Origin of the sequence: Hyphomonas sediminis (assembly GCF_019679475.1) — a bacterium.
Taxonomy (GTDB): domain Bacteria; phylum Pseudomonadota; class Alphaproteobacteria; order Caulobacterales; family Hyphomonadaceae; genus Hyphomonas; species Hyphomonas sediminis.
On record NZ_JAIEZP010000001.1, the window covers coordinates 1,627,857 to 1,654,830 of the forward strand.

The window sequence follows — 26,974 nt, forward strand, 5'->3', positions numbered from 1 at the left end:
TCAACTCATTCAATCATTCAGGTTAAGGGCGTGTGTTCAGCGCTCGCGGATCCGCGGCCCTACGGCCATGGCCTGTCCTGAATTCATCGCGTCGACCGCTGAAAGCTCCTCGAGAAGCGTTTGGGTGCGCTCATCACCGACCATTGCGGAGAGCGCAGACATGGCGCGCGCAGTTTCGGCGGAGACGCCGAACACGTCTTCCAGGGCTTCAAAGCCCGACTTGCGATACGGGTAGAAAGCAAGACGCGGGGTCACATCAGCCTCGATACCAGCCAGCGATTTGGCCTTCTCGATGGCGTCCATGAACGTGCCGATCTCGTCGACCAACCCGACCTTCAGGGCGTCTTCACCCGTCCAGACGCGGCCACGGGCGACTTCGTGCACCTGGTCATAGGTCATGCCGCGGCCTTCGCCGACCAGCTGAAGGAAGCGGTCATAACCGCGCTTCAGGCTGGCTTTCACTTCGGCTTCCTGGCTGGGCGTAAAGGCGCCCGTGCCCCAGGCAGAGGCGAACTCGCCGCCAACGCTGACGGTGTCGAACGTGACGCCGATTTTGTTGAACGTGCCGTCGAGGGCCATCTTGCCACCGAAGATACCGATCGAGCCCGTCAGGGTCGCGCGGTTGGCCATAATCGCGTCAGCGCCGGTGGAGACATAGTATCCGCCCGAAGCTGCCATGCTGCCCATCGAGACGACCACCGGCTTGCCAGCTTCCTTGGCCCGCTCAACGGCGCGCCAGATCTGGTCGGATGCCGTCGGCGATCCTCCGGGGCTGTCGACGCGGAACACGATCGCCTTCACGTCTTCGTCTTCGGCCGCGTCGAGAATGGCGCGGGCCACCACATCGGACGCGAAGCCCGGTGGGGAAGAGAAGGGCGAATCGGAGCCGCCGCCGCCGGTGACGATGGCACCTTCGCCGCCCACAACAGCGATCAGCGGCGCTTTGGAGTTATACTTTGCCGGCGAGACGTAGGAGGCCAGGTCGATCAGTTCGGCCTTGTCGCCGCCGCCGCGTTCCTTTGCGGCTTCCTCGGCGTCTTCCGGCCAGCCCAGCTTGTCGACGAGTTTCAGCTCCAGCGCTTCGGCGGCCGGCTTCGGGCCACTTTCGAGGATTGTGCGCAGCTGACCCGCGCCGATGTCGCGGTCTTCGGCAATCTCGTCGAGCGCAGTCGACCAGATCGAATTGGCCAGCGCTTCCATCGCTTCGCGGTGGGGCTCGGTATATCCGGTCTCATTATATGAGTTGGGCGCGTTCTTGTATTCGTAGAAGGGATAGATCTGCGGCTGCAGGTCGATCTTGTCGAACAGGCCCTTGAGGAACTCGGTTTCGAAGGTCACGCCGGTGACCATCAGGTCCGTGCCCGGCTGCATCCAGATTTCATCTGCCGTTGAGATGGAGTGATAAGCAGACGGGCCGCTGGCGCCGAACATCCCCTGCGAGTGGGCGATGACGAACTTGCCGGAAGCCTGGAAACTCTTGAGTGCTTCGCGCAATTCTTCGGCGCGGCTCGTGCCGAAGCCGTAGTCGGCGCCGCGCAAATAGATCCCTTTGACCGACTTGTCCGATTCGGCGCTTTTGAGTTTCACCAGCAGGTCAACGAAACCGGGTGCGCCAGACAATGCCGCCAGGCCGGTGGCGGGCGCCTGGTCGGGGTATTGGGCGTTCAGGTCCATGGTCAGGACGATGTTGGCAGGATGCGGCGGTTTGGAGCCGGCCGCCGCCATGATCAGCAGCATCAATCCAACGAAACTGACAAATATAAACAGGATCATCGCCGTAAAGGCGCCTGCCATGGACAGCAGAAAAGTTTTCATTTCCGGGAATGCCTTCCTTGTGGAGCATGCGGGGTGCGGTGAGCAGTCTTGAATGATATTGTTGATATTCGATAAAAAGTAAAGGGTGGGCTTGCTGTGGACGCTTGTCGCACGCTGCCGGCTCAAACCAACACTGAAATGAATGTGTAAAAGACCGCAGCCGGGTGTTGCCAGCGCAAGGAAGGTTGGCTATCTGGCGCTTCCACTGTTGGGGTGTCGCCAAGTGGTAAGGCAGCGGTTTTTGGTACCGCCATTCCCAGGTTCGAATCCTGGCACCCCAGCCACCTTCCTCTCCTTATATATAATATATACAGCGCGGCAGGCAGCACGTTTGACGTTGGATGCCAGCCCTGCGCATCGCGCACGCGCGGCGCTGCCAAATCGGGCAGCGCTGCCGCATCGGCCTGCACAAGTGTGCACGGAGGCCGAAAATTCTCCTCAATGTGAAATTTTACATGCAGATTCTCGCCGTCTTGTGGGATGGGCGCGCAAACCTGTCATGTTTGTCAGATAGATGGCGCAGACCACTGCTTTGACTTGTCCGGTCAAAACTGCGCTGAACATGTTGCGTAATGAGGAGTCCCGGATATTTTCTGAACTAATTGTAAAGCCCGATTGATCCGCAATTAGAGGATTGTTACCGTTGGGGTTCACCGGTAAGGGCTTTCGGCGATCGCCTGCAGAATGCCGGTGTAGCAGCTTAAAAAACTAGAGAGCGGATAAGCGCTCCGGAGAACAGCAGGGGAGGTGATTGGGTGTTTTTTTCCCTTCCACTTCCGGGTCAACTTTCGGCTCTCGTGTGTGTGCGGGCCGGCAAAAAGATCGGGACGGCCTCGTAAGCAGGTCCGCCCGCAACCAGGATTTGCGCGCCTGAGGGGCGCGTCACCGTTTGGAGAGTTGAGAGGCTGACCTCATGAAGAAACTTCTTTCACCTGCCCGCAGCGTCCTCGCTGCAGCGCTGATCGCCGGGCTGGCCGTTCCGGCTCATGCCCAGTTCCGCGAAGCGCTGAACGTGGGCGAACAGGCGACCCGGAGGGCGGAACAAGTCCAAGACCAGATCAACCAGCTTGATGATCAGCGCTCGGACATGGTTCGCGAATACCGCACGCTTCTGCAGCGCCGCGACGCCGCAGAACTGTTTGCGAAACAGCAGGAGCTGGTTGTTCAGAGCCAGCGCGATGAGATCGCTTCGCTCACCGAACAGCTCGGCTCGATCGACGACATCACCGCTCAGACGGTTCCGATGCTCCTCGGCATGATCGAAGACCTGAAGCTGTTTGTCGCTGCCGACCTGCCGTTCAAGCAGGCTGAGCGCACCGCTCGTCTGGAAGCACTCGATGGCGTGATGGCTTCGCCGAACGTCACGGCTTCCGAGCAGTACCGCCTCATCATGGAAGCCTATCAGGCTGAAATGGAATATGGCCGTACGATCGACACCTGGCAGGAAGAAATCACCATCGACGGTAACCCGACGACGGTCGACATGTTCCTCTACGGTCGCGTTTCCTACGTCTACGTGACGCCGAAGGGCAAAGCTGCGCGTTACGACCGCGCCACGGGTGAATGGGTTGCGCTTCCGGGCAGCTATGTTGGTGACATCCAGCAAGCCATCCGCGTCGCTCAAGGTAAGGCCCAGCAGGTCGTCCTGTTCGCTCCGGTCCAGAAGTTCTCGGTCCAGTAAGCGCCCGTCGATCAGAAATAAGGTTCACAAGTATGTTCAAGATCAAAACCCCTCTGAAGGCTCTGGGCGCGTCGCTCCTTATCGGTTCGGCCTCGCTGCTGGCTGCTCAGCCGGCTCTGTCCCAGTCTCTCTCCGATGTGCTCGCGGCCGTTAAGCGCGACTCCGAGCAAATGTCGTCCGCTGACGCTGCTCGCCTGAAAGAGTTCCAGGCCGACACCGCCAGCCAGTCGGCTCGCATGTCTGAAGCCCGCGGCGCTCTGGCTGCTGCTGAAGGCCGCGCCAACCAGCTCTCCGCTGAGTTCAACGCGAACGAAGCCACGCTCGGCGATCTCGAAGGCCAGGTGTCCAACCTCGCCGGCGACTTCCAGGAGCTGCTCGGTCAGTTCCGTTCGGCAGCCGGCGCAACGATGCCGGAAATCGCCAACTCGGTCGCCAACTTCGACTATAAAGACCGCGTGGAAGGCATCGCTGAGATCGCCGAAGCCCGCGTTCTGCCGACCCGCGCCCAGCTGGAGCGTCTGCCCAAGGCGATGCTGCAGGAAATGATCGCCCAGTCGGAAGTCAAAACCTTCACCGCAACGGTCAACGGCATTGGTCCGGACGGCTCGAACGCTGAAGCAGAACTGATCCGTATCGGCGTCTTCACCGCAGCAACCACCAACGACCGCAAGTTCGTTGAAGTTCGCGGCTCGGGTTCCGACACCTTCCTCCAGGCATTCACGACCCAGCCTGCTGGCCCGTTCGCTTCGTCGATCGGTTCGCTGGTGCGCGCAGGTGAAGGCCAACTGGTCAAAGCTCCGGTTGACCCGTCCAAGGGTAACCTCTTCGGCATCCTCGGCGACCTGCCGAGCTTCGCTGATCGTCTTGCCCAAGGCGGCGCTGTTGGTGCTGTGATCGCGTTCCTCGCCATCATCGGTATCCTGATCGGTCTCTTCAAGATCTTCACGCTCTTCACCATGGGCGGCGCGATGCGCGGCACGGCGAAAACTCGCCAGGCTGGCACCAGCAACCCGTTGGCTCGCGTGTTCGAAGTCTACGAGAACAACCGCAATGCTGACGTTGAAACCCTCGAGCTGAAGCTTGACGAGCAGATCCTGCGCGAAAGCCCCCGCATTGAGCGCTTCAACGACATCATCAAGGTTCTGGCCGCTATCGCTCCGCTGATGGGTCTGCTCGGTACCGTTATCGGTATGATCATCACCTTCACCGCCATCACCATCTACGGTGCCGGCGATCCGAAACTGATGGCTGGCGGTATCTCCGTCGCTCTCATGACGACAGTGTTCGGTCTTGTTGCTGCTATCCCGCTGCTCCTGATCCACGCTGTGGTTTCGGCAATGGCTCGTGGCAACCAACAGCTGCTCGACGAACAGGCCGCTGGTCTCGTCGCCGAGAAGATGGAAGCCGCACACGGGGGCCGGGCATAAGCCCGCCCCTCTAGCGCTCGAGGAGTAACCCGGTATGGGTTTCCAAGACCTGCAAGCCTTCCTTGATCGTGGCGGTCCGGTTCTGATCGTCATCATGTTCGCCACATTCCTGATGTGGGCACTGATCCTGGAACGGCTGTTCTACTTCCGCATCGCCCACAAGCACGTGGCAGCAGACGCGATCGCACAGTGGAATGCCCGCGCGGACCGTAAGTCCGTGCCGGCCCACTGGATCCGCGACAAGCTCGTGTCCGAAGTGCGCGCCAAGGCGGAAGCGAATGTTCAGTTGACCAAAGCAATGGTGGCCCTTGCGCCATTGCTGGGCCTGCTGGGCACAGTTACGGGCATGGTGGCCGTGTTCGATATTATGGCCATCACCTCCGGTGCAGATGCGAAGGCCATGTCGGCCGGTGTGTCGCGCGCCACCATCCCGACCATGGCTGGCATGGTCGCCTCTCTGTCTGGCATTCTCTTCACTTCGGGCATGGACCGTCGTGTGAGCCGTGCCGTGCAGGCGGTTGAAGATGAGATGGAGATCGGCTGATGCGTGGACGTAGTGCAAGAGCTCCCGACGAGGCCAATGTCGACCTGACGCCCATGCTGGACGTCGTCTTCATTCTCCTCATCTTCTTCATCGTGACGTCGACCTTCGCGCGTGAGCAAGCGATTGGCCTCGAGCCGCCGCCGCCCCCGCCGCCGGTTGACCAGCCAGACCAGCCTCCGGTTCCTGCGATCCTGATCTACATTGATGAGTCCAATCTCATCACTGTGAACGGTCGCGTGACGGATATCGGGTCGGTGCGTGCTAATATTGAGCGCGTGGTCGCAGAAAGCCCACAAAGTGCGCTTGTAATCCAGGCTCACCCGAAGACCCGTAGCGGTGTCGTGGTGAAGATCCGGGACGAAGCGTACAATGCGGGCTTCACTGACCGCGTTAACATCGTCATTTCGCAAACCTAGGAGGACCGCATGGCTAGAAAGAAACGCCTGGCAGCGGCTGGGGGCGGCGCTGAGGATGATGTGAACCTGACGCCAATGCTGGACGTCGTGTTCATTCTGCTCATCTTTTTCATCGTGACGGCACAGTTCATCAAAGAGCCTGGCGTACCCATCGTGCGCCCGGACGTTGAGAACAAGGCGGACGCAAAGCCGCTGGCCATCCTGATCGCGATCAATGAGAACAGCGAGATTTACGTCGACAAGAAACTTGTGAGCCCCGATGAAATCGGGTTCGTCATCAAGGAAATGCGTTTGGACAACCCTCGTGGCGAGGTCGTTATCCAGACGGATGTCGATGCCGAAGCTCAAGTTATGGTTGACGTAATGGAAGCCATCAATAAGATCGACGGTGACACTGTCATCAAGATCTCCGCGAAAACCACGGGTTAGGGAGTATCTCACATGATGAATAATCCACTGATCCGGTTTCTGGTTGGTATTGTCATCGCCATCCCGATTGTGCTCGCGATCTTCTTCCTGATGAACTGGCTGATCTCGGTTGACGAGATTGAACTGTCCGAAGGCGAAACACGGACTCTCGCAGCGATCACGCCGCAGAAGCAGGACTCCGAGGTGCGTACGCGCCAGCGGAGCCAGCCCAAGCGGATCGATTCCGCACAGAAGCCGCCGCCGCCGCCGAAACAGTCGGCCACCAAGTCGAGCATCAACCTGCCGACGCCGAAGATCGAGGGCGGTGTTCCGCAGAACCTTGATCTTGGTCGCATGAACTCGCTGGCAATTGATCCGGTGGCCGTCTCTGACCGTGACGCTCAGCCGATCCGTCCGCCGGCACCGTCGTTCCCGCAGCGCGCTGCGGAGCGTGGCCTGTCGGGCAGCTGCGATGTACGCTTTGACGTGGATACCCGCGGCAAGCCGTACAACATCGTGGCGACCTGCACGGACAACGTCTTCAAGTCGGAAGCTGAACGCGCCGTGTCGCGCGTGGAGTTTGCGCCGAAGATCGTGCGTGGCCAGGCGGTTGAACGCCGGAACGTTGTCTACCCGCTGGAATTCAAAATCCAGTAGGGCCCCCATCGGGTGATGGCTGCTGTTTCGGCAGCGGCCATCAGCCCCTTCGACGGAGTTGCCGGTAAGGGCTCAGGGGCCGGCCGGCGATCCATCAGGTCCAGTATGCCGCTTTGCGGTGAGGAGAAAAAACGATGCAACTCAAGGCAATCCTTAAAGGGGCGATCGTAGCGGGGGCGATGGCAATCGTGGGTGCAGGATCTGCGCTTGCGCAGGCCTGTACGGAGACCACCTTCAGCGCCAAGACGGGCCAGACCTATCTTGATGCTGAAACCGCAGCGATGCAGAACAAGGATTGGAACACCGCAATCACGAAGCTGAACCAGCTCCGCCAGGGCGAGCTGAACTGCTACGAAGAAGGCGCCGTGATCCGTCTTTCGGCCTATATCAAGATCGAGCAGGGTGACCGCGCAGGCGCCATCCGCGACCTTCTTGATGCGGTCAACAAGGGCTACATTCCTGAAGATCAGAAAGCCCAGACCTACTACAATATTGCGCAGATCTACCTGCAGGACGAAAACCTGCCGCAGGCGCTCGATTACATGAAGCGCTGGATGCAGGCTGGCGGCAAGCCGGACCGGACGCAGAAGTGGCAGCTGGCGGTGCTTTACCAGCGTGCGGACAACATGACCGAGGCCGTCAAATGGGCCGAGGAAGTTCGCCGCGACGATGGTTCGAAGTTTGACCAGCAGCTCTACGATCTGCTCGTCTTCCTCTACAACGACACCGGCAACAAGGCGAAGCTCGCCGAAATTCTGGAAGTCCTCGTGGAGCGCAAGCCGCAGGAGCGCAAGTATTGGGACGCGATTGCCGGCAACTACTTTGCCGCCAACGAAGAGCGCAAGGCGTTCGAAGTCCAGAAAGCCATGTATCTCGGCGGTCTTCTGACCACTGAAGATGAAATCATGCGCATTGTGAACTTCTACAACCGCTTCAACGCGCCCTATCATGCGGCTCGCGTGCTCGAGAAGGAAATGAATGCCGGCCGTGTCAAGAAGACGGTTGAGCGTATGTCCCTTCTGGCCGACTTCTACCAGGTCGCCCGTGAGCATGAGAAGGCAATCCCGGTGATCCGCCAGGCTGCTGAAATGGGCGGTGGTGGCGCGATGTATGAGCGCCTCGGCGCATCTTACAGCGAGCTGCAGAAATGGGCAGAAACCGAAGAAGCGCTTCAGAAAGCCCTGCAAATGGGCGGCGTGAAGGATCGCGGCAACGCCTGGGTTCGGATTGGCCAGTCTCGCTATGAGCGTGGCGACCGTTCCGGAGCCAAGGAAGCGTTCCGTCAGGCCAACAATGCGGGTTCCCGCGGCTGGCTCGCCTTCATGGACTCCGAAGAGTACACCCGCGACGCGCTGGTTTGCTTCGAAGTTCAGTCTGCCCTGCTGAACGTCCAGAACGAGCAGAAGATCTGTAAGAAGCTTCAGGCCCTGGGCGACGCCATGCCGGAAGGCTGCAAAACGATCGAACCGCGTCTGCAGGCTGCAGAAGCGAAGTTCAACGAAACGGCCGAGTGCAAACGCGCTGCCCAGCCGGTCTGATCTGTAAAAACAGGTCAGTGGGCTGAGCAGGCCGCCAAGGCAGCTTACCTAACCTGAAAGCCCCGGACCTCTGGTCCGGGGCTTTTGCGTTGTGGTTGCGGCTTGCTTTGTGCCAGCGGGTATCCCGAAAGCGATAGCCCGTGGAAAGCCTTTCCTCCTGGGCGCCCAAAAGAAAACGCCGGCAGGTAAAGCCTGCCGGCGCTTCCGGAAAACTTGCTGTCACGCCGCGTTTAGCTCGGCGGCGAGGAGCTGGAGATGCTGTAAGGGCCGGGCGAGGTGCTGGCCACCGAGGGCTTGCTCTCATTGGCCGATGTTCCGGCGGCAACGGGGCCGGTTTCGCGCAGCGGATCATCCGCATGCTTCACCTGGCCTTCAAACACGGCGTTCGACTGGATCTGCAGCGAAGAGTGCACGATGTCGCCCTTCACATGGGCGCCGGTTTCCAGCTCGACCTTACGGGCGCGGATCGACCCTTTGATCCGTCCTTTGACCTTCACGACTTCGGCTTTCACTTCGCCGGTGATCTGGCCGCTGGCGCCGATGGTGATGTCCGTCGCGGAAACGTCGCCATCGACGATACCGTCGATCTGCAATGCGCCCTCGGAGGTCACGGAGCCATTGATCTTCATGTCAGCGCAGATGATCGAGGCTGCACGGGCGAGCGGTTTGGAGGCTGCGCCACGAATGGCATCCTGGGCGGGCACCGGCTTCTGCGGCGGTTCAGGCGGTGGAGCCGCCGGAGTCTTGTTATTCTTTGTGAACATGTTTGCCTGCTTTCAGGAACTTCATTGGGTCATATGGCTTGTCATTATACCACACTTCGAAGTGAAGGTGATCCCCGGTACTGCGCCCCGTAGAACCCATGCGCCCGACCAGGTCCCCTACTTTGACGATATCGCCCTTCTTGACCGTATAGGAACGAAGGTGGCCGTAGCGGGATTTGAAGCCATGGCCATGATCGATCTCGACCAGGACGCCATACCCGCCACGGGGGCCCGCATGGGTCACCGTGCCAGGGCCGGAAGCCACGATCGGAGCGTCACGATAGGCGGCAAAGTCCACCCCCCAGTGGGCGGCTGGCCGCTTGGTGAAGGGGTCGACACGAATGCCGTAGGGGCTTGTATAGCGAAACGGAACGCTGACCGGTTTGCCGAGAGGCAGGTCTTTCACGATCCGCTCGTAATGTTTCATTTCCGCGATGCGGGCGCGGGCCTGGGCGAGGCGCGTCATGAAGGACACGTCGCCGCCAATCACAGGCTCGGAAGAAGACGAGGTCAGCGCGCCGAGTGAGACGAGCGGGCCACCCACGCCGCTTTCAGGCGCGGCAATCCGGTCGCCGGTAGCAACCTGTGTCAGTTCCAGAACCCCGCGCGCGCGCTCGGCGCGTTCGGCGGCCAGATCTTCCATCTGATTGAACAGGAGGTTCATGTCAGACTCGATGGCCTTCGGCGTGCCCCGGGCGGCCGGCACACCGGCAGATGCCAGCGTCAGGTATGCGTCGCGGGACTGGCGGCGGTCGGCTTCCTCGATGGTTGCCTCAATCAGCAGGGCCGCGCCATCGCCTTCCAGCGCCGAAAGCTTCAGGCCATCTTCATCGCGCATTTCATTGAGGAGGTCCTCAAGGGCGCGCTGCTTCTGTTCAAGCTCGGCCGTTTCCTTGGAGCGTTCTTCCAGCAGGGTGCGTTGCAGGGACTCGCGGGCGCGCAGATCCTGAACCCAGCGTTCGTATTTGGCCAGTTCCTTGCCTTCGCCGCCTTCGATGGTGCCAGGCGCGCCACCGAGAACGAAGTTCGCCGTGGCAAACATGGTCCATCCGGCAATGGCGGTAACGCCTGCTGCCATCATGGCCTGCTGCCAGGGAGAGATAGAAATATAGCGGACTGTGCCACCGCTACGGTGATATATTTGGCGTTCCGGGAAAGCGCGATCGAACGTCGCTTTCAGGTTTGCACTCCACTTCGCCATGCAAGCTACCCGTCGGCTGGAAACTTTGTCATGATATCCGCGCGGAATAACACATCCGCAGCGCTCCCATACCCCGCAAACATACATACCCAATTCGCGGGGGGGCGAAACCCCTTCCAAGCATATTTTTAGGCAATGTTAGCATGATTGGGTAAATCTGCTCTTAACCGAGGCAACTGCTGCAAATGCTGCAGCTGCAGAAGGCGATTAACCTTTCCTGGAATTAATCTCTTCCAGCACCTCTTGCGCGTGGCCTTTCACTTTCACTTTAGGCCACACACGGATGATTTTTCCGTCCGGTCCGATGAGAAGGGTTACCCGGTTCATGCCCATATAGGTCCGTCCGTACAGGGTTTTTTCGCCCCAGGTGCCATATGCGTCGGAAACCTTGCCGTCTTCGTCGCTGCCCAGCTGGACCGTCAGGCCATGCTTGGCCGCAAACTTCTCATGTTTTGCCAGCGTATCACGAGACACCCCCAGCACCACGGCGCCGGCCTTCTCGAAGGCTTTCGCATGTGCGGTAAAGTCCAGCGCTTCCTGGGTGCATCCGGGCGTGTCGTCCTTGGGATAGAAATACAGCACCAGATACTGGCCGGCATAGTCGGCAAGGCGGCGTTTTCCGGCGGTTGTTTCCAGGGTGAAAGCGGGGGCTTTGCGCCCTTCCTGCAATCCAGCGGTCATGTAATGCTCCTATGGTGCCTGAAGTTCATGAAGTTTATAGTTTTATTCTGCCAGTGGACCTGCGGCAGATAAGTCATTCCTGAGGAGCCCGCTTTTGGTCCGCCAGACCGCTTCCATCGTGGTTTTCGAAATTATCGGCGGATTGATTCTGCTGGCCTTCGTGGCCGTTGCGGTGCTCATGCTGCGGCTTGCCTCGGGGCCTATCGATCTCGGCCCATTCCGCGCTGATGTCGAAGAGGCCATCGCCGAAGCGCGTGATGGGCGCGCAGTCTCCATCGGTTCTCTGCAGCTGGAATGGTCGCCGCAGAATCGCCGCGTTCAGATATCGGCTCAGAATATTCGCCTGATGGATCCGGCCAGCCGTCCGGCTGCCGAAGCGCGCAATGCGGTGATCCAGCTTTCGGGCTCCGCGCTGGTCTTCGGCGATGTCGAAGTGCTTGCCATGGATCTCTCCGATGGCTGGATCGCGATCGATCAGCTTTCGCCCATGCAATGGGCTATCGCGGGCGACCCTCTGCCTGAGTTCAGGCAATCGAAGCTGCCGGAAACCGCGCAGGGCTGGATCGATTATGTCGGCAAGGTGTTGCCTGAATGGCTGCGCGCCGTCCGCGAGGCGCGCGAAGGCATGCGGCTGGAAGCGGCCGGTTTTCAGGAAATCGAGTTGCGCGTGCGCGACCAGAACCGCGTCGTCATCGGTACTGTGCAAAACGCCAGCGGCCGGCTGGAGCTTGCGCCCGCCGGCATGTCGCTCAGCTTCAGCGGTTCGGGGCTCGGCGAAGGGCTGCCCGGCGGCATCGCCCTCGCGATCGGAAGCGAGGAAGCGGGCAGGACGCTCCGCACGGAACTTACGCTTTCAAACTGGCCGCTCGGCGAATTTGGGGCGCGCCTCGGTCTGAACCGGGACCTGACAGATGGTCTGGCCTCGGACATTCGCCTCGCCGCAGATTTTTCCGAAGCGACCGGCATTGACGAAGTCTCCCTCATGGCGAAGGCAGGCGAGGGACAGATTTCCTTCGCAGACCAGCTCTGGCCGGTGCGAGATCTTGACCTCTCGCTGGTGTATCACCGTCTGGAAGATACGCTGAAGCTCAAGGCGTCGTCCCGCGGCGCTGGCCCGGTCAAAGGCACGGCCGATATTCTGATGGAGCAGGCCCTGACGGGAACCGGGTTCCGGCCTTTCAGTCTGCAAAGCCCCGCGCTGTCGCTCGATCTGACACCCATGCTCGCCGCGCCGGTCGATCTTGCCAGCGTCAACTTCAAGGGCGAGGCCGATATGGATGCGCTCGCAGTGCGTGCGGTAACAGCGGCGTTCGTTTCAGGTGGCGCCAGGTTCGATGCCAAAGGCGAAGTTGCGCTCACGCCGGACCGGCAAGCGGGAGAGCCCCCGGTGCTTGGTCAGCTGGAACTGGCTGTCGGCGGCCCGGTGCAGCTGGAAACCGTTCTGGCCTTTTGGCCGGTGAAGCTGGGCGAAGGCGCGCGCTCGTTTGCCGAACAGCGCGTCAAATCCGGCACCGTGTTCGATATCGCCGGCAAGATCCGGATCCAGCGGGATAGTTTCGTCAATGGCTACCTGAAAGACGACCATCTGGAGCTGACCTTCCGCGTGGAAGACGGCGCAGTGCAGTTCCTCGATGACCTGCCGCCCGTCACCGACGGGTTTGGCGAAGGCCGCCTCACCGGCAACAGCTTTCGCGTGCAGATGAGCAAAGGCAGCTTCGCTGGCTGGACGCTCAGCGAAGGGCTGGTTGATTTTCCCGCCTTCAATCCACGCGGTGAGGACTTCCGTGTCTTCGCAAAGGGGCGGGGGCCGGCGCGCAACATCATGAAGGCGCTGGTCGATTCGCGGCTCGAGATCGAGTTCGATCCCGCGCGCATGTCCGGGGCCGGTGATCTCACCTTTGAGATGTTTCGTCCCGCGCTGAATGATGTGCCGTATGAAGATGTTCGTTTCTCGGCCATCGGCACGGTGCGTCAGGCCGGGCTGACAGGCGCTGCCTTCGGTTATGATCTCACTGGCGGCACGATGGATGTGAAGGTGGACCAGCTCGGCGCTCTGCTGACCGGCGAGGCGCGCCTTGGCCCGTCCCCGGTCACTTTCCGCTGGTATGAAGGCTTCACCGATGAAGGTGTCCCGGCAGACCTTACCGCTTCAGGCACCGTCTCGGCGGACTTCCTCAACAGGTTCGGCATTCCCGGCCGCGCCTATATGACCGGCGAAGCGCCGATTGATGTCAAAGCCAGCCTTGATGGGGAAACGCTGGTCGATTCCAATGTCAGTGTCGATTTGACGGGCGCGCGGCTCGATGTGTCGGAGATCGGCTGGGTGAAACCCGCCGGTGAGGCAGCCCGCGCAGACGTGCAGTATTCGCAGAAAGATGGCCAGACGGCCTCGCGCGTGAAGTTCGTCAGCCCCACCGCGCGCCTCGATGGGGATTTCACACTGGGTGCAGATTCCAAGCTGATCTCCGCAGACCTGCGCGAAGCCTTCTTCCGCAATGTGGCCGAGGTCGGCGGCGCAGTGCAGCGCGGGCCGGGCGACAGGCTGACGATTTCACTCAGCGGAAAATATCTCGATATTTCCAGCCTCGTGGAAGGGCTCGGCGGCCTCGCCGGCGCCGCTGGCGAAGACCCCCAGGAGGGTACGCCGCTGACGGTCACCGCATCGGTGGACCGGCTCACCCTGCGCACCGGCCTCGACATGCGCAAGGCGCAGCTGCTCGCCGTCACCGGCACGCGCGGCCTGCAGTCTCTGGAAGCTAGCGGAACCTCCCTCGGCGGCGCGCCGCTCAGTGCCAAGCTGACGGCAGATGGCATAGGTCCCATGCGGATCGATGTCGTGTCCGGTGATGCCGGCTTCATGGGCAGCGCCTTCCTCGGCGCAGATTTCATCACGGGCGGAGAGTTGGTCCTCTCCGGCGCGCTGCAAACGAAGTCCGCCCCGGCTGAGCTGAACCTGCAGGTGACCAATGCGCGGATGAGCAATGCGCCCTTCCTGACGCAGATCCTCTCGCTCGCCTCCCTGCGCGGCCTTGCCGATACGCTCAGCGGCGAAGGCGTCATGTTTTCCCGCATCGACATTCCGATGAAAGTTCAGGGCGGGCGCTATATCGTCACCGGCGCCAAGGCGCAGGGCCCCGCGCTCGGCCTCACGGCCAATGGCTTCGTCGACATGACCACGCAGGCGATCGAGATTGACGGCGTGCTGGTGCCGAGCTTCGGCATGAACTCCGCCCTCGGAGGAATACCGATCATCGGAGATCTCGTTGTCGGGCGGGACGGCGAAGGCATCTTCTCGCTGACCTACAGCGTGCGCGGCACGCTCGAAAAGGCCAACGTCTCGGTAAACCCGCTCTCGGCGCTCGCCCCCGGCGTTATCCGGCGCATCTTCGAAAACCCGTCAGATACCAAGATCCCGGAAGCGAAGCCCCGCAGCGCAGACGAGCCCATCCCGCCAGAACTGCCTCCCCTCAAGGAAGAGACGTTCTAAAGGTCTGCCTCGGTCTTGGAGCAGACCTTTAAAACCCAATGACACTTTCAAACAATCAGGGCGTATCTACCGGTTTCACAAGAACTATCCGTTTCCCAAGTTTTACTTTGAAGGCGCCAACGTCTGGCAGGACTTCTTGGTATGGGTGAAACCTGCTTTCCTTGATGTTTTCATCATTGATATAGACAGCGCCTTCTTGGATTTTTTTTCGAGCTTCCCCGTTTGATTTTACCAATCCGGAGGCTCTTAGAATCGCAATTGTTGATCGCGCGTATTTGTATTCGCCCTTTGCGAGTTCGACGGTATCTTCTGACAATTCGAAGACAGGAAGGTTTTCCAAAGAGCCTTTACCAGAGAATGCGGCCTTCGCCGCGGCTTCAGCTTCCTTCGCCGCCGCTTCGCCATGCAGCAGGGTCGTCGCCGCATTGGCCAGCGCGATCTTCGCGTCGTTGATCTGCGCGCCTTCAAGGGCTTCCAGCGCTTCGATCTCTTGCTGGCCGAGGTCGGTGAAGAGGCGCAGGAACTTGCCCACATCGGCGTCCTCGGTGTTGCGCCAGAACTGCCAGTATTCATACGGGCTCTTGCGGTCGGCGTTCAGCCACACAGCCCCGCCCACCGTCTTGCCCATCTTCACGCCGGAAGAAGTGGTAACGAGGTGCGCGGTCACGCCGAAGGCTTCCCCGCTTTCGGCCTTGTGAACGAGGTCCACGCCGCCCACGATATTGCCCCACTGGTCCGATCCGCCCAGCTGCATCCGGCAACCGTAACGGCGGAACAACTCAAGGAAGTCGTAGGACTGCATCAGCAAATAGTTGAACTCGAGGAAGGTGTAGGGCTGCTCGGCCTCAAGCCGGCGGCGCACGGTGTCCTGTTTCACCATCGTGTTGATGGTGAAGTAGACGCCGATGGCGCGCAGCATCTCAAGATAGCCAAGCTCGCCCAGCCAATCATTGTTGTTGACCATGATGGCGTCATTGGCCCCGTCGCCAAAGCGCAGGAACGGTTCGAACGCGGTCTTGATGCCCGCAATGTTGGCGTTGATCTGTTCATCGGTCAGCAGCGGACGCGACTTTTCCTTGTCCGTCGGGTCGCCCACTTTCGTGGTGCCCCCGCCCATCAGGGCAATCGGCTTGCCGCCATGGCGCTGGAAAATCCGCAGCATCATGATGGTCATCAGGTGGCCAACGTGCAGGCTGTCTGCCGTGGCGTCATAGCCCACATAAGCGACCGGCGTTCCCGTGCTGCAATAGGCATCGAGCTCAGCTTTGTGAGTCGTGTCCTTGATGAAGCCGCGCCAGCTGAGCTCGCGCAGGAATTCCGACTTGTATTCGCTCATGTTCTCGTGTCTCCGATGAGATGCGCGCGCCTAACATAGAAAGGGCCAGCCTTGAACACCGCTGTTGCAAATTCAGGCCCCGTCTGGGTCGCAGGCTTCATGTCGGGCACCTCGCTGGACGCTGTCGATGCCGCCATGATCCTCACAGATGGCGAGGAAGTGCTCGAATTCGGCCCCGTCGCCGAGCGCAAATACACCGCTGAGGAACGCGCCGTCCTGCAGGCGGCCACTGACGCCGCCCGCGCCTGGAATTGGCAAGGCCCGCGCCCGGAGGCGCTTTTCGCCGCCGCCTGCGAAACCATCACGAAAACCCATAGCGACGCCTGGGCGATGATGACCGGGCAGGCGGGCGCCCCGCGTCCCGTCCTCGCCGGGGTCCATGGGCAAACCGTGCTCCACCGGCGCGCGCGCCCCGCTGAGCCCGGCGCCACGCTCCAGCTGATCGACGCGCCGGCCATGCAGGCCGCCCTCGGCGTGCCGCTCGCTTACGATTTCCGCTCCGCCGATGTTGCCGCCGGCGGGCAGGGCGCGCCGCTCGCCCCTGCCTATCACGCGGCCCTGATGCGCCGCCTCGGCGGCGAGCCCGCCGTCGTGCTCAATCTCGGCGGGGTGGCCAACATCACCGCCCGCACCGCTGATGGTACCCTCATCGCCTTCGATACCGGCCCCGCCAATGGCCCCATTGATGAATGGGTCGAGCGCCATGGCCACGGCACGCATGATGCCGGCGGCGCGCTGGCCGCTGCCGGAAAGGTGGACACCGCCCGCCTCGCCCGTCTGCTTACACATGGCTGGTTCGCCGAAGCTCCGCCCAAATCGCTCGACCGTTATGATTTCAACGCTGCCATGGCCGATGGTCTCAGCCTGGAAGATGGCGCCGCAACGCTGACGGAGTTTTCCGCTGCCGCCGTCGCCGCCGGTATCCGTCAGCTCCCGGAGGTTCCGGCCCGGCTCATCGCCTGTGGCGGCGGCCGGCACAATCCGTCCTTCATGGCGGCGCTCCGCCGCCAGCTTCCCTGCGAAGTCCTGTCAGCAGAAGAGGCCGGCTGGCGCGGCGATTCCATCGAGGCAGAAGCCTTCGCCCTCCTCGCCATCCGCACAGCGCGCGGCCTGCCACTCAGCTGGCCCGGCACAACCGGCGTCCCCGCGCCCCATCGCGGCGGGGAATTGCTCGGTTGACTTGAGGTCTCTCCCGCTTAGGTTGCTGGCACCTGTGCTGCCAATCCTTGAGGTGAGCGGGATGAAGGTCGTCTTTCACGCAGCAATTGCGGTCTTGTTCGCCGGTTTCGCTCACGGGCAGGCCGCCGATAGTAGCGCTGATCCCGCTCAGTATTTTCAGGACATCTGTATCCGCCATGAGGCGTCGGCTGCGCCAGTTCAGGCCGCGCTAGACGCATCAGGTTGGCGGCGTCTTCCTCCGGCTGAGGCGGACGCGTTTTTCCCCGGAATCCTTCCATATGACCAGGCTGTGTATGCTGCGCCTGCTTCTGATCAAATCTTCATCGCCATCTCGTATTTCGGAGAAAAAACAGAAGAAGCCTATCGAAAGCGAGACGCCGGTGAGGTGGTCACTTCCGCGCCGGTCAATCCGGACAAGCTGTTCTACCACTATTTTCTGAGCTTCAAGACGAACGCTGATGAAGAAAATATTGGTACCAAGGATTGTGCCTTGTTTTTCAAAGGCGGATCAATCTCCCCAGAGAGGCTCGGTAAGCTTTCTGTTGAGGGGCGGTCCCTTGGAAGCCCTCACTACGCCCCGCCATATGTGCGGAAGGCAGGTCGGCAGTATAAAGATGAAAAGGTTCTCATCTGGAGTAAGGCATTGCCTGTCACAATTAACTCAATCCGCGAGGAGGATCCCGGCACGGGAGTTGTGACAACGCATGTCCGGCTTACAAAAGCGCTTAAGAAGGGCGATCCCGCCAGCAGTTACACGCTGAAAAACTGAACAGCGCTATTTCGTCGGCTCGTTCGTCAGGAAGCTGATGTCATCCGTGTTGAGGTCGGCGATGGTCATGCCGGTCTTCTGCGCGGCTTTGCGCAGGCCGGCGGATGGGTTCACCGCGATGCCATGTTCGGCCATCTGCAGCATCGCCAGATCGGTGATATGATCGCTGTAGGCATAGCCGGGGTTCACGATTCCGCTTTCTTCAAACCGGCGCAGCTTTTCCGCGCCATAGCAGTTATTGCCCAGCAGGCGCGGCGGGCGGGACGCGCCGTCCTGCGTCCAGTCGAGCCGTGTGGCGATCACGTCGTCAAAGCCGAGCGCGCGGCCAAGTTCATCCGCCACCAGATCAACTGAGGCTGTTGCAATCACCAGTCTGTGGCCGTTTTCCTGATGCCAGCGGATGGCCGCCACCGCGCCGGGGCGCAGGCGTCCGTCCAGTTCCCGGGCGATGAAGGCGGCAGACTTGGCTTCAAGTTCCTCGCGCGAAAGATGCGACAGCGCCCGCAGGCTCACCACCTTGACGGAGTCCCGGCTGGCAAGGCCTATCTTGTAGGCGGCGCCCTGCGCGATGATGTGCAGGAAGCGCAGCCAGAAGGCGGGGCGGGCGCCATTCACGAAAATCAGGAAGCGCGTCCAGGTCGCCTGCTTGGTGATCGTCAGGTCCAGGTCGAAGATCGCAATCTTGCTCACGGGGGGGCGTATTCCTTTTCCTTGGCCTTAGGCCGGGCTGCCCAGCTTGTCGAGCGCGGCGCCGTCCACGCGGTAGATCGTCCATTCATCCATCGGCCGCGCGCCAAGGGAAAGGTAGAAATCGATCGAAGGCTGGTTCCAGTCGAGTACGGACCATTCCAGCCGCCCGCATCCGCGCTCCAGCGTGATCTCCGCCAGCTTCACCAGCAGCGCCTTGCCATAGCCCTTGCCGCGCTGGGCCGGGTCCACGAACAGGTCTTCCAGGTAAATGCCGGGCTTGGCCAGGAAGGTGGAGAAGTTATGGAAGAACAGGGCAAAGCCGTGGGCCTGTCCGCCTTCCTCGATCAGCAACACTTCGGCATAGGGCTTCGGCCCGAAAAGGTGTTGCCGCAGGCTCTCTTCATCGGCATGGCATTCGTGCGAGAGCTTTTCATACTCAGCCAGCGCGCGGATGAATTTCAGGATGACGGGCGTATCCGCCGGCGTCGCAAACCGGATGCTGTGCATGATGATTCCTGGGGCAGAAGTGAAGCGGCCCGCCGGTTGGGCAGGCCGTCTGGGTAAGGATCAATCCTCGAAGTCCTCGTCGTCTTCCACGACATCTGCGCCGGAATCCTCGTCGGCTTCGTTGCGCATCTCCTGCTCGGCTTCCGCCAGGCGGCGCAGCAGGTAATCCTCGCAAACGCCGATCAGTTCTTCGCGCTTGTCCTGATAGAAGTGGTTGGCGCCAACCACTTTCGCGCGGTCGACCTTCTGGCCTTTCTGAACGCGCACTTTTGTCAGCGCGCGCTCCACGTCTTCAGGAGACGCGATGGCGTCCTTGTCGCCTGCCACGATCAGGCCGGAAGCCGGGCACGGGGCAAGGAAGGAGAGGTCATAATGGTTGGCCGGCGGCGAGATGGCGAGGAAACCATCGATCTCCGGGCGGCGCATCAGCAGCTGCAGCGTGATCCAGGCACCGAAGGAATAGCCGGCACACCACACATAGCGCGGCGTCTCGGAAAGGTTCTCCAGATAGTCGAGCACATAGGCGGCGTCTTCCAGTTCCCCGATGCCCTGGTCATAGGTGCCCTGGCTGCGGCCCACGCCGCGGGAGTTGTAGCGCAGCACGCCGAAACCATGCTTTTCGAACAGCTGGTAGAGCATGATCGTGATCGGGTCCTGCATCGTCCCGCCCGCTTTGGGGTGGGGGTGCAGGATCAGCGCGATCGGCGCGCCCGGATATGGCGGCTCGGTATAGCGCGCTTCAATTCGGCCCTGGGGGCCCGGGATGATGATCTCGGCCATCGCAACCTCGGCATTATTTCCACAGAAGGGGGGCTAGATAGGCCAAGTCGCCTGAGAAATGCAAATTTTTCTGCAGGATGCAGGATCGGCTGGAAAAGGCTATATAATCAGGTGATGATCTATGCCGACTATAACGCCACCGCTCCGCTGAAGCCGCAGGCCCGTGAAGCCATGCTGGCCGCGCTCGATCTTGGGCCGGTGAACCCGTCTTCCGTGCATTCGGCAGGCCGGGCCGCCCGCGCCATCGTGGAGAAGGCCCGCGGTCAGGTCGGCGCCGCCATTGGCAGTCGCGCGGAAGATATCGTCTTCACCAGCGGCGGCACCGAATCCCTCGCCCTCGCCATTCAGGGCGCTGTGGCGGGGCTGAACGGCGCAGCCACCCTCATCGTCTCCGCCATCGAGCATGACGCCGCCACCAAGGCCGCTGCCCATTCCGGCGTGCCGGTCGAAACCGCCTATGTCCTCCCCATAGGACAGGTGGACCTTGATGACCTCCGCAGCCGCCTCGCCTCATGGGACCGCGCCCTGAAGGGCACCCCCATCCTGGTCCTCATGCTGGCCAACAATGAAACCGGCATTCTCCAGCCCGTTGCGGAAGCCGCCGCGCTGATACGCGAGGCGGGTGGACTCACGGTGTGTGACGCGGTTCAGGGGCTCGGCAAGGTCGCGGTCAATGTCGCCTTGCTGGGGGTCGATTACCTCGCCCTCTCCGCTCACAAGGTTGGCGGCCCCCAAGGTGCCGGCGCCCTCTGGCACCGGGCAGGCGCTCCACTGAAAGCGGTCCAGTATGGCGGCGGTCAGGAACGCGGCCTGCGCTCGGGAACAGAGAATGTCGCCGCAATTGCCGGTTTTGGGGCCGTAATGTCCCCAAACGTACTCAATTTGACACAGTATGGATCGCTTTCGACACTACGTGACACGATGGAGGCCCGCCTTAAATCTGAGGGCGGCGTCACCGTGATCGGCGAAGGCAGCCCCCGCCTGGCGGGCGTATCCTGTTTCGCCCGCCCCGGATTCCGCGCCGAAACGCAGGTCATGGCCCTCGACCTCGCCGGCGTCTGCATCTCCGCCGGCTCGGCCTGCTCGTCCGGCAAGGTGAAAAGATCGCTTGTCTTGATGGCCATGGGCGCAGATGACGCCCTTGCGGAATCGGCGATCCGCACCAGCTTTGGCTGGAACAGCCGCCCGGAAGACTTCACCCGCGTCGCAGACGCCTGGATCGAGGCTGCCCGGAGAACTGTGTTGAAGGAAACCGTGTGATGGAATGCTGCGGCGGAATTGAAGAGCATGATGACGACTGCACCGATGTGAAGGTGAAGGACGGCATTGATGCAAAAACGGTCGAGGCGGCAAAACGCCTTGAATCGGAAAACTATTCTGCCGGCTTCGTCACCGAAATCGAAATGGACATGGCCCCGAAGGGCCTGTCGGAAGATACCGTCCGTTTCATCTCCGCCAAGAAGAATGAGCCCGATTGGCTGCTTGAATGGCGCCTGGAGGCGTACCGCCGCTGGCTGACCATGGAAGAGCCCGATTGGGCCCGCCTGCGGTATCCGAAGATCGACTATCAGGCCTACTATTACTACGCTGCGCCGAAGGCCGGAGCGAAATACAAGTCGCTCGATGAGGTTCCGAAGGAAATCCTTGAGACCTATGAGAAGCTTGGCATCCCGCTGAGGGAAGCTGAAGTGCTGCTTGGCGTTGAAGGCGCCGCGGAAACCGCCGCCACAGCGCGCGAAAAGCCGCGTGTCGCCGTCGATGCCGTGTTCGATTCCGTTTCGGTCGCCACCACCTTCCGCGACGAGCTGAAGAAGGCCGGCGTCATCTTCATGTCGATTTCCGAAGCCGTGCATGAGTATCCGGAGCTTGTCCGGAAGTATCTCGGCTCTGTTGTGCCGACTTCGGACAACTACTTCGCCACCCTGAATTCCGCTGTCTTTTCAGATGGTTCCTTCGTCTACATTCCCAAGGGCGTTCGCTGCCCGATGGAGCTGTCGACCTATTTCCGCATGAACGCCGAGAGCACCGGCCAGTTCGAGCGGACGCTCATCATCGCTGACGACAGCGCCTATGTCTCCTATCTGGAAGGCTGCACGGCCCCGATGCGGGACGAAAACCAGCTTCACGCCGCTGTGGTCGAGCTTGTCGCGCTCGATGATGCGGAGATCAAATACTCCACCGTCCAGAACTGGTGGCCGGGCGATGAAGACGGCAAAGGCGGCATCTTCAACTTCGTCACAAAGCGCGGCGATTGCCGTGGCGCGCGCTCCAAGATCTCCTGGACGCAGGTGGAAACCGGCTCTGCCGTCACCTGGAAATACCCGTCCTGCGTGCTGAAGGGCGACGATTCCGTGGGCGAGTTCTATTCTATCGCTGTCACGAATGGCCGCCAGCAGGCCGACACGGGCACCAAGATGATCCATCTGGGCAAGCGCACGAAAAGCCGGATCATTTCCAAGGGCATTTCGGCAGGCAAGTCCGACAACACCTATCGCGGCCTCGTCTCGATCCACAAAAAGGCCGAAGGCGCGCGCAATTTCACTCAGTGCGACAGCCTCCTGATCGGCGATCGCTGCGGCGCCCACACGGTTCCCTATATCGAGAACCGCCGCGCCGACGCGCAGCTCGAACACGAAGCAACCACCACCAAATTGTCGGAAGACCAGCTGTTCTATGTCCGCCAGCGCGGCATCGGTGAGGAACAGGCCGTGGCCCTCCTGGTAAACGGCTTCGTGCGCGAAGTTCTGCAGGAACTGCCGATGGAGTTTGCCGTTGAGGCGCAGAAGCTCCTGGAAGTCAGCCTTGAGGGCAGCGTCGGTTAATCGCCCGCGCCCGGCTCCGGCTATCTGAGCCAGGAAGGCATGGTTCTTGCTGCAAAGGCTGCTGAATAGTGGGCCTTTTGGGACGGCTGTAATGGCGAACAGGGTTAAATTCGCGGCGATTATGGGCCTTCTGGCTCTGATCCTGCCCGCTGCCTGCAGCACCTCGCCGGGTATTGCCCCGCAGGAACAGGCGATGCGCCGGGCTCGCCTGGCGGCGATTTCCCTGATGCCCGAATGCCGGTCTGCTGAGGACGCCACTGGCGGCGTCACTGGCCAGCCGATTTCCTGCAAACTCAAGGCGCGTTCTGGCCTGATCGTGACGGCGGTGTCGGACCGGCTTGAGGATGGTCCGGCTGGCCTGTCTGGCTTCCTCACCTTTTCTGTTACGTCTCGAGCTGGCGTTCCGATTGCCGAGTTTTCGGAGATCACCTTCGGCGAGTATGCCTACCCTTCCCTGCGGGACATGAATGGCGACGGCCGTGAGGACCTGTTGATGCCGCTGGCAACCGGTGTTCAGAACCCTGAGTATTCTCTTTGGATACAGCAGGTTAACGGGGATTTCGCGCGTGCTGGCGTGTTCCGGGCGGCAGAGATCCGTGTTCATTCCGGCGGCTTGATGTCGGCAGCCCGCAAGACAGGCGATGCCGAATGGGAAACGGCCTATATGCGCCTTGCCAAGGGCGCGCTCGAGAGCGTTGCCGTCGTGAAGAGCCGCGGCAGCCGCGCGCCGCGCCTGGGCGGGCGCTGCGAAATTCTCAGCCTCTCACGGGACGCTGAAGCCTCGCGGTTTTGCCGGAACTGACACCGGCCACAAGGCACATTTCTTGCTGATTGGAACGCGGAAGGGGCCGCTATGGCCCTCTGAGGGAGTTCCGTCATGTCCGGTTTTCTGAAGGAAATTGCCAGCTACGTCCTGCTTGTGGCGGCAATCTTTGTTGCGCCGTTGCTGGCTGCTGTCATCGGTTGAGCTGGAAGCGGACAGCTCTTTACCACCCTCATATGTGTCATGACGCCGGTTTTCGGCGCTTTGCGCTTTCAAATCTGCGCAGGGCGCCCTAAATCCCCGCCATGTTGAAGATCCAAAATCTGAGCGCCAATGTCGGCGAGGGCGAAGAGGCCAAGGCCATCATCAATGGCCTGTCTCTGGAAGTGCCTGCGGGCGAAGTGCATGCCATCATGGGGCCGAACGGGGCGGGCAAGTCGACCCTGTCCTACGTGCTGACTGGCCGGGAAGGCTACGAAGTCACTGGCGGCAGCGCGACGCTGGATGGCGCGGACATTCTCGAAATGGAACCGGAAGCGCGCGCCGCCGCGGGCCTGTTCCTGTCTTTCCAGTATCCCGTCGAGATCCCCGGCGTGCCGGTGATGACGTTCGTGCGCACCGCCATGAATGCCCAGCGCAAGGCGCGCGGCGAGCCGGAAATCTCCGCGCCGGACTATCTCAAGAAATCCCGCGAAGTGGCCAAGCTGCTGAACCTTGACGCCGACATGCTGAAGCGTCCGGTGAATGTCGGTTTCTCGGGCGGCGAGAAGAAGCGTCTGGAGATTTACCAGATGCTGATGCTGGAACCGCGCTTCATGGTGCTGGACGAAACCGATTCCGGCCTCGACATTGACGCCCTGCGCACGGTGGCCGAAGGCGTGAACGCCCTGCGCGCGCCAGAGCGCGGCATGCTGGTGATCACCCACTATCAGCGCCTGCTCGACCATATCAAACCGGACAAGGTGCACGTGTTGGCCAAGGGCCGCATCATCAAGACGGGCGGTCCGGAGCTTGCGCTGCGGCTGGAGAAGGAAGGCTATGACGGCGTCCTGGCGGAGGCCGTGTGAGCACCGCGCTGAAGGATATGATCCGTAATCCGACGGTTGCGGAGCTGGAACTGGTCGCGCGCTATGCTGCCCTGAAGGCCGACCCGCGCCGCGAACGCCTGTTCGAAGCCTTCGCGCAAACGGGCCTGCCGCATCGCCGCATCGAAAACTGGCGCTGGAGCGATTTCAAGGCCGGCGTCGGCGCGCTGGACGCTGCCGGTCAGGCGCCCGCCGCTGACCCACTCGTGGCAGAAGGCGTCGCAACCCTACGCTTTACCCCTCAAGGCTACACGGCGCCTTCGGGGCTTCCTGAGGGCGTGCGCCTTCTGGCCAAGGACGATGTGCAGGCGATGGGCGGGGCGGAAGAGGCGCCGCTTGGCGCGCTTGCTGCGGCGCTGTCCGGCGCGAAAAACGCGCCCGCAACGCTGCTTGTTGAGGTGACCGGCAAGGTGCCTGCGCGCCTCCATCTGGTTTTCAGTGGCCCCGGCGCGATCAATGCGGCGCGGGTCGTGTTCCTTTTGCGCGCTGGCGCGCAGCTGCATGTCTCCGAAAGCCATTTGGGCGGGGCTGCATTCTCCGCATCGCTGCTGGAATACACGTTGGAGCCGGGCGCGCGCCTGAACCGCGTCGTTTACCAGCGCGGGGGCAAGGATGAAGCCCAATCGATCACCGCACTGATCAATCAGGATGCTGAAGCCGAGACCAAGCAGACCGTTCTGGCCTTTGGCGCCAGGATCTGCCGGATCGAGACGCGTCTTGTGCACCAGCAGACTGGTTCGCTGGCAACGTTGAACGCCGCCTATCTCGCCGGTGGTGGATACCATATCGATTTCACCAGCAATGTACGCCATGGCGCGCCTGCCTGCATCACGCGGCAGGTGACCAAGGGCGCCGTGCTCGATGGCGGGCGCGGCGTGTTCCAGGGCAAGTTCCATGTCCCGCGTACGGCAGGTCAACAGACAGATGCCTCCATGCAGCACAACGCGCTGCTGCTGGAAGAAGGCGCCGAAGTTTTCGCCAAGCCGGAACTGGAAATCCTTGCGGACGATGTTCAGTGTGCCCACGGAAACACATCCGGCGCGCTCGATGCCAACCAGCTGTTCTATCTGCGCCAGCGCGGAATTCCGCTGGAAACAGCGCGGGCCCTGCTGACGGAAGCGTTCATTGCCGAAGCGCTCGAAGAGGCCGGTGATCTGGAAGAGGCCTTGCGCGCTGAGGCCAAAGCATGGCTTGCCATATGACGCGCCCGCTCGACCTTGCCGCCATTCGTGCTGAATTCCCGATCCTTTCGCGTGAGGTGAACGGCCATCCGCTGGTGTATCTGGATAATGCTGCCAGCGCGCAGAAGCCGAACGCCGTGATTGATGCGCTCGCCGGGCAGATGCGCACGGCTTATGCCAACGTTCACCGAGGTCTGCATACGCTGGCGAATGAAACGACGGAGGCGTTTGAAGCGGCGCGTGAAAGCGTGCGCGCATTCCTCAATGCGCCGTCGACGGACAATGTGATTTTCACCAAAGGCTCCACCGAAGGCATCAACCTCGTTGCGTCTGCGCTTGCTGCCCGCATTCAGCCGGGTGACGAAATCGTGCTCTCCATCATGGAGCACCATTCCAATATCGTGCCGTGGCACTTTCTGCGCGAGCGCCATGGCGCTGTGCTGCGCTGGGTCGGCTTGCTGGAAGATGGCTCGCTCGACATGGCCGCCATGCAAGCCGCCATCGGCCCGAAAACCAGAATGGTCGCCATCACCCATATGAGCAACGTGCTCGGTACTGTGACGGACGTGGAAGCGATCACCCGGCTCGCGCATGCTGCAGGCGCCGAAATCCTCATTGATGGCAGCCAGGCCGCCGTTCACCTGCCCGTGGATGTGCAGGCAATAGGCTGCGACTGGTATGTGATCACCGGCCACAAGATTTATGGCCCGACGGGCATCGGCGCGCTCTACGGCACCGCGGAAGCGCTCGACCGCGCGCGGCCCTATCAGGGCGGCGGCGAGATGATCGAGGTCGTCGAACTCGACCGGATTACCTACAATACTGCGCCTCACAAGTTCGAGGCGGGTACGCCGCCTATCCTTGAGGCCATTGGCTTCGGCGCGGCAATTGGCTGGCTGTCGCAGTTCGACAAGGCTGAGGTGGCCAATTACGAGCACGCGCTCTATGCCCGCGCGGCGGATGCCTTGCGAAGCGTGAACGGCATCCGCATTCATGGCGAAGCGCCCGGCAAAGGCGCGGTTCTGGCGTTCAGCCTGCAGGGTGCGCACCCACATGACGTGGCCCAGATCCTCGACCGGTACGGCGTTGCCATCCGGGCCGGGCACCATTGTGCGCAGCCCTTAATGCAGCATTTAGGCGTGACAGCTACGGCTCGGGCGAGCTTTGCCCTATATAATACGGCTGAAGAAGTGGATGCGCTGGCTGAAGCGCTCGCCAAAGCCCGGAAGATGCTGGTATAAAT

Annotated in this window: 24 protein-coding genes and 1 tRNA gene; 17 read left to right on the forward strand and 8 right to left on the reverse strand. The window is 61.4% G+C overall.

Features of this window, described 5'->3' with window-relative positions:
- Nucleotides 1-36 precede the first annotated feature (36 nt).
- Nucleotides 37-1,815 (reverse strand): signal peptide peptidase SppA, encoded by a 1,779-nt coding sequence (gene sppA / locus K1X12_RS08185; protein WP_220987118.1) that lies wholly within the window; start codon nucleotides 1,813-1,815, stop codon nucleotides 37-39.
- Between the two features lie 209 nt (nucleotides 1,816-2,024).
- On the opposite strand from sppA, the gene K1X12_RS08190 reads away from it, so the two are divergent.
- From K1X12_RS08190 to K1X12_RS08225, 8 genes are all read left to right on the forward strand, one after another.
- A tRNA-Gln gene (locus K1X12_RS08190) sits at nucleotides 2,025-2,099 on the forward strand.
- Between the two features lie 629 nt (nucleotides 2,100-2,728).
- The gene (locus tag K1X12_RS08195; RefSeq protein ID WP_220987119.1) at nucleotides 2,729-3,496 is read left to right on the forward strand and encodes a DUF3450 domain-containing protein; all 768 of its coding nucleotides are present in this window, start codon (nucleotides 2,729-2,731) and stop codon (nucleotides 3,494-3,496) included.
- Between the two features lie 32 nt (nucleotides 3,497-3,528).
- A complete protein-coding gene (locus tag K1X12_RS08200; protein ID WP_220987120.1) occupies nucleotides 3,529-4,923 on the forward strand; it encodes a MotA/TolQ/ExbB proton channel family protein in 1,395 nt (464 codons plus the stop codon).
- A gap of 34 nt (nucleotides 4,924-4,957) precedes the next feature.
- Nucleotides 4,958-5,467 carry a MotA/TolQ/ExbB proton channel family protein gene (locus tag K1X12_RS08205; RefSeq protein ID WP_220987121.1) on the forward strand — a complete coding sequence of 170 codons (510 nt, stop codon included), beginning with the start codon at nucleotides 4,958-4,960 and terminating at the stop codon, nucleotides 5,465-5,467.
- Complete coding sequence (locus tag K1X12_RS08210) at nucleotides 5,467-5,883, forward strand: ExbD/TolR family protein (RefSeq protein WP_220987122.1); 417 nt, start codon at nucleotides 5,467-5,469, stop codon at nucleotides 5,881-5,883. The genes K1X12_RS08205 and K1X12_RS08210 overlap by 1 nt, the downstream gene beginning before the upstream one ends.
- A gap of 9 nt (nucleotides 5,884-5,892) precedes the next feature.
- Nucleotides 5,893-6,312, forward strand: a complete 420-nt coding sequence (locus K1X12_RS08215; RefSeq protein WP_220987123.1) for an ExbD/TolR family protein — start codon at nucleotides 5,893-5,895, stop codon at nucleotides 6,310-6,312.
- 12 nt (nucleotides 6,313-6,324) lie between these two features.
- Nucleotides 6,325-6,948: a TonB family protein gene (locus K1X12_RS08220; RefSeq protein ID WP_225907919.1), complete on the forward strand. Its 624-nt coding sequence runs from the start codon at nucleotides 6,325-6,327 to the stop codon at nucleotides 6,946-6,948.
- 134 nt (nucleotides 6,949-7,082) lie between these two features.
- Nucleotides 7,083-8,486: a tetratricopeptide repeat protein gene (locus tag K1X12_RS08225; RefSeq protein WP_220987124.1), complete on the forward strand. Its 1,404-nt coding sequence runs from the start codon at nucleotides 7,083-7,085 to the stop codon at nucleotides 8,484-8,486.
- Between the two features lie 230 nt (nucleotides 8,487-8,716).
- On the opposite strand, the gene K1X12_RS08230 is transcribed toward K1X12_RS08225, so the two are convergent.
- The 3 genes from K1X12_RS08230 to K1X12_RS08240 all read right to left on the reverse strand — a co-directional run bounded on the left by K1X12_RS08230 (nucleotide 8,717) and on the right by K1X12_RS08240 (nucleotide 11,132).
- Complete coding sequence (locus K1X12_RS08230) at nucleotides 8,717-9,250, reverse strand: bactofilin family protein (RefSeq protein WP_220987125.1); 534 nt, start codon at nucleotides 9,248-9,250, stop codon at nucleotides 8,717-8,719.
- Complete coding sequence (locus K1X12_RS08235; RefSeq protein ID WP_220987126.1) at nucleotides 9,234-10,451, reverse strand: M23 family metallopeptidase; 1,218 nt, start codon at nucleotides 10,449-10,451, stop codon at nucleotides 9,234-9,236. The genes K1X12_RS08230 and K1X12_RS08235 overlap by 17 nt, the downstream gene beginning before the upstream one ends.
- Before the next feature lie 207 nt (nucleotides 10,452-10,658).
- Complete coding sequence (locus K1X12_RS08240) at nucleotides 10,659-11,132, reverse strand: peroxiredoxin (protein WP_220987127.1); 474 nt, start codon at nucleotides 11,130-11,132, stop codon at nucleotides 10,659-10,661.
- A gap of 94 nt (nucleotides 11,133-11,226) precedes the next feature.
- On the opposite strand from K1X12_RS08240, the gene K1X12_RS08245 reads away from it, so the two are divergent.
- Nucleotides 11,227-14,619, forward strand: a complete 3,393-nt coding sequence (locus tag K1X12_RS08245; protein WP_220987128.1) for a YhdP family protein — start codon at nucleotides 11,227-11,229, stop codon at nucleotides 14,617-14,619.
- A 55-nt stretch (nucleotides 14,620-14,674) separates the two neighbouring features.
- Here K1X12_RS08245 and tyrS read toward each other — a convergent pair whose 3' ends face one another.
- Nucleotides 14,675-15,955 (reverse strand): tyrosine--tRNA ligase, encoded by a 1,281-nt coding sequence (tyrS, locus tag K1X12_RS08250; protein WP_220987129.1) that lies wholly within the window; start codon nucleotides 15,953-15,955, stop codon nucleotides 14,675-14,677.
- A 51-nt stretch (nucleotides 15,956-16,006) separates the two neighbouring features.
- On the opposite strand from tyrS, the gene K1X12_RS08255 reads away from it, so the two are divergent.
- The gene (locus K1X12_RS08255; RefSeq protein WP_220987130.1) at nucleotides 16,007-17,134 is read left to right on the forward strand and encodes an anhydro-N-acetylmuramic acid kinase; all 1,128 of its coding nucleotides are present in this window, start codon (nucleotides 16,007-16,009) and stop codon (nucleotides 17,132-17,134) included.
- A 61-nt stretch (nucleotides 17,135-17,195) separates the two neighbouring features.
- Complete coding sequence (locus K1X12_RS08260; protein WP_220987131.1) at nucleotides 17,196-17,903, forward strand: hypothetical protein; 708 nt, start codon at nucleotides 17,196-17,198, stop codon at nucleotides 17,901-17,903.
- 6 nt (nucleotides 17,904-17,909) lie between these two features.
- On the opposite strand, the gene K1X12_RS08265 is transcribed toward K1X12_RS08260, so the two are convergent.
- From K1X12_RS08265 to K1X12_RS08275, 3 genes are read right to left on the reverse strand one after another with little or no spacing between them, the layout of a single operon-like run.
- Nucleotides 17,910-18,593: an HAD family hydrolase gene (locus K1X12_RS08265; protein ID WP_220987132.1), complete on the reverse strand. Its 684-nt coding sequence runs from the start codon at nucleotides 18,591-18,593 to the stop codon at nucleotides 17,910-17,912.
- A gap of 27 nt (nucleotides 18,594-18,620) precedes the next feature.
- On the reverse strand, nucleotides 18,621-19,100 hold the full coding sequence (locus tag K1X12_RS08270) for a GNAT family N-acetyltransferase (protein WP_220987133.1): 480 nt from the start codon (nucleotides 19,098-19,100) through the stop codon (nucleotides 18,621-18,623).
- A 60-nt stretch (nucleotides 19,101-19,160) separates the two neighbouring features.
- Nucleotides 19,161-19,880, reverse strand: coding sequence for an alpha/beta hydrolase (locus K1X12_RS08275; protein ID WP_220987134.1), 720 nt, complete (start codon nucleotides 19,878-19,880; stop codon nucleotides 19,161-19,163).
- Between the two features lie 114 nt (nucleotides 19,881-19,994).
- Here K1X12_RS08275 and K1X12_RS08280 point away from each other — a divergent pair, with 114 nt between their 5' ends.
- The 6 genes from K1X12_RS08280 to K1X12_RS08305 all read left to right on the forward strand — a co-directional run bounded on the left by K1X12_RS08280 (nucleotide 19,995) and on the right by K1X12_RS08305 (nucleotide 26,972).
- Nucleotides 19,995-21,140 (forward strand): cysteine desulfurase family protein, encoded by a 1,146-nt coding sequence (locus tag K1X12_RS08280; RefSeq protein WP_220987135.1) that lies wholly within the window; start codon nucleotides 19,995-19,997, stop codon nucleotides 21,138-21,140.
- On the forward strand, nucleotides 21,140-22,702 hold the full coding sequence (sufB, locus tag K1X12_RS08285) for a Fe-S cluster assembly protein SufB (RefSeq protein ID WP_220987136.1): 1,563 nt from the start codon (nucleotides 21,140-21,142) through the stop codon (nucleotides 22,700-22,702). Before K1X12_RS08280 ends, sufB begins: the two co-directional genes overlap by 1 nt.
- 91 nt (nucleotides 22,703-22,793) lie before the next feature.
- The gene (locus K1X12_RS08290; RefSeq protein ID WP_220987137.1) at nucleotides 22,794-23,504 is read left to right on the forward strand and encodes a hypothetical protein; all 711 of its coding nucleotides are present in this window, start codon (nucleotides 22,794-22,796) and stop codon (nucleotides 23,502-23,504) included.
- Between the two features lie 266 nt (nucleotides 23,505-23,770).
- Nucleotides 23,771-24,532 (forward strand): Fe-S cluster assembly ATPase SufC, encoded by a 762-nt coding sequence (gene sufC, locus K1X12_RS08295; protein WP_220987138.1) that lies wholly within the window; start codon nucleotides 23,771-23,773, stop codon nucleotides 24,530-24,532.
- Nucleotides 24,529-25,752 (forward strand): SufB/SufD family protein, encoded by a 1,224-nt coding sequence (locus tag K1X12_RS08300; RefSeq protein WP_220987139.1) that lies wholly within the window; start codon nucleotides 24,529-24,531, stop codon nucleotides 25,750-25,752. Before sufC ends, K1X12_RS08300 begins: the two co-directional genes overlap by 4 nt.
- On the forward strand, nucleotides 25,737-26,972 hold the full coding sequence (locus K1X12_RS08305; RefSeq protein ID WP_225907920.1) for a cysteine desulfurase: 1,236 nt from the start codon (nucleotides 25,737-25,739) through the stop codon (nucleotides 26,970-26,972). Before K1X12_RS08300 ends, K1X12_RS08305 begins: the two co-directional genes overlap by 16 nt.
- Nucleotides 26,973-26,974: the final 2 nt, after the last annotated feature.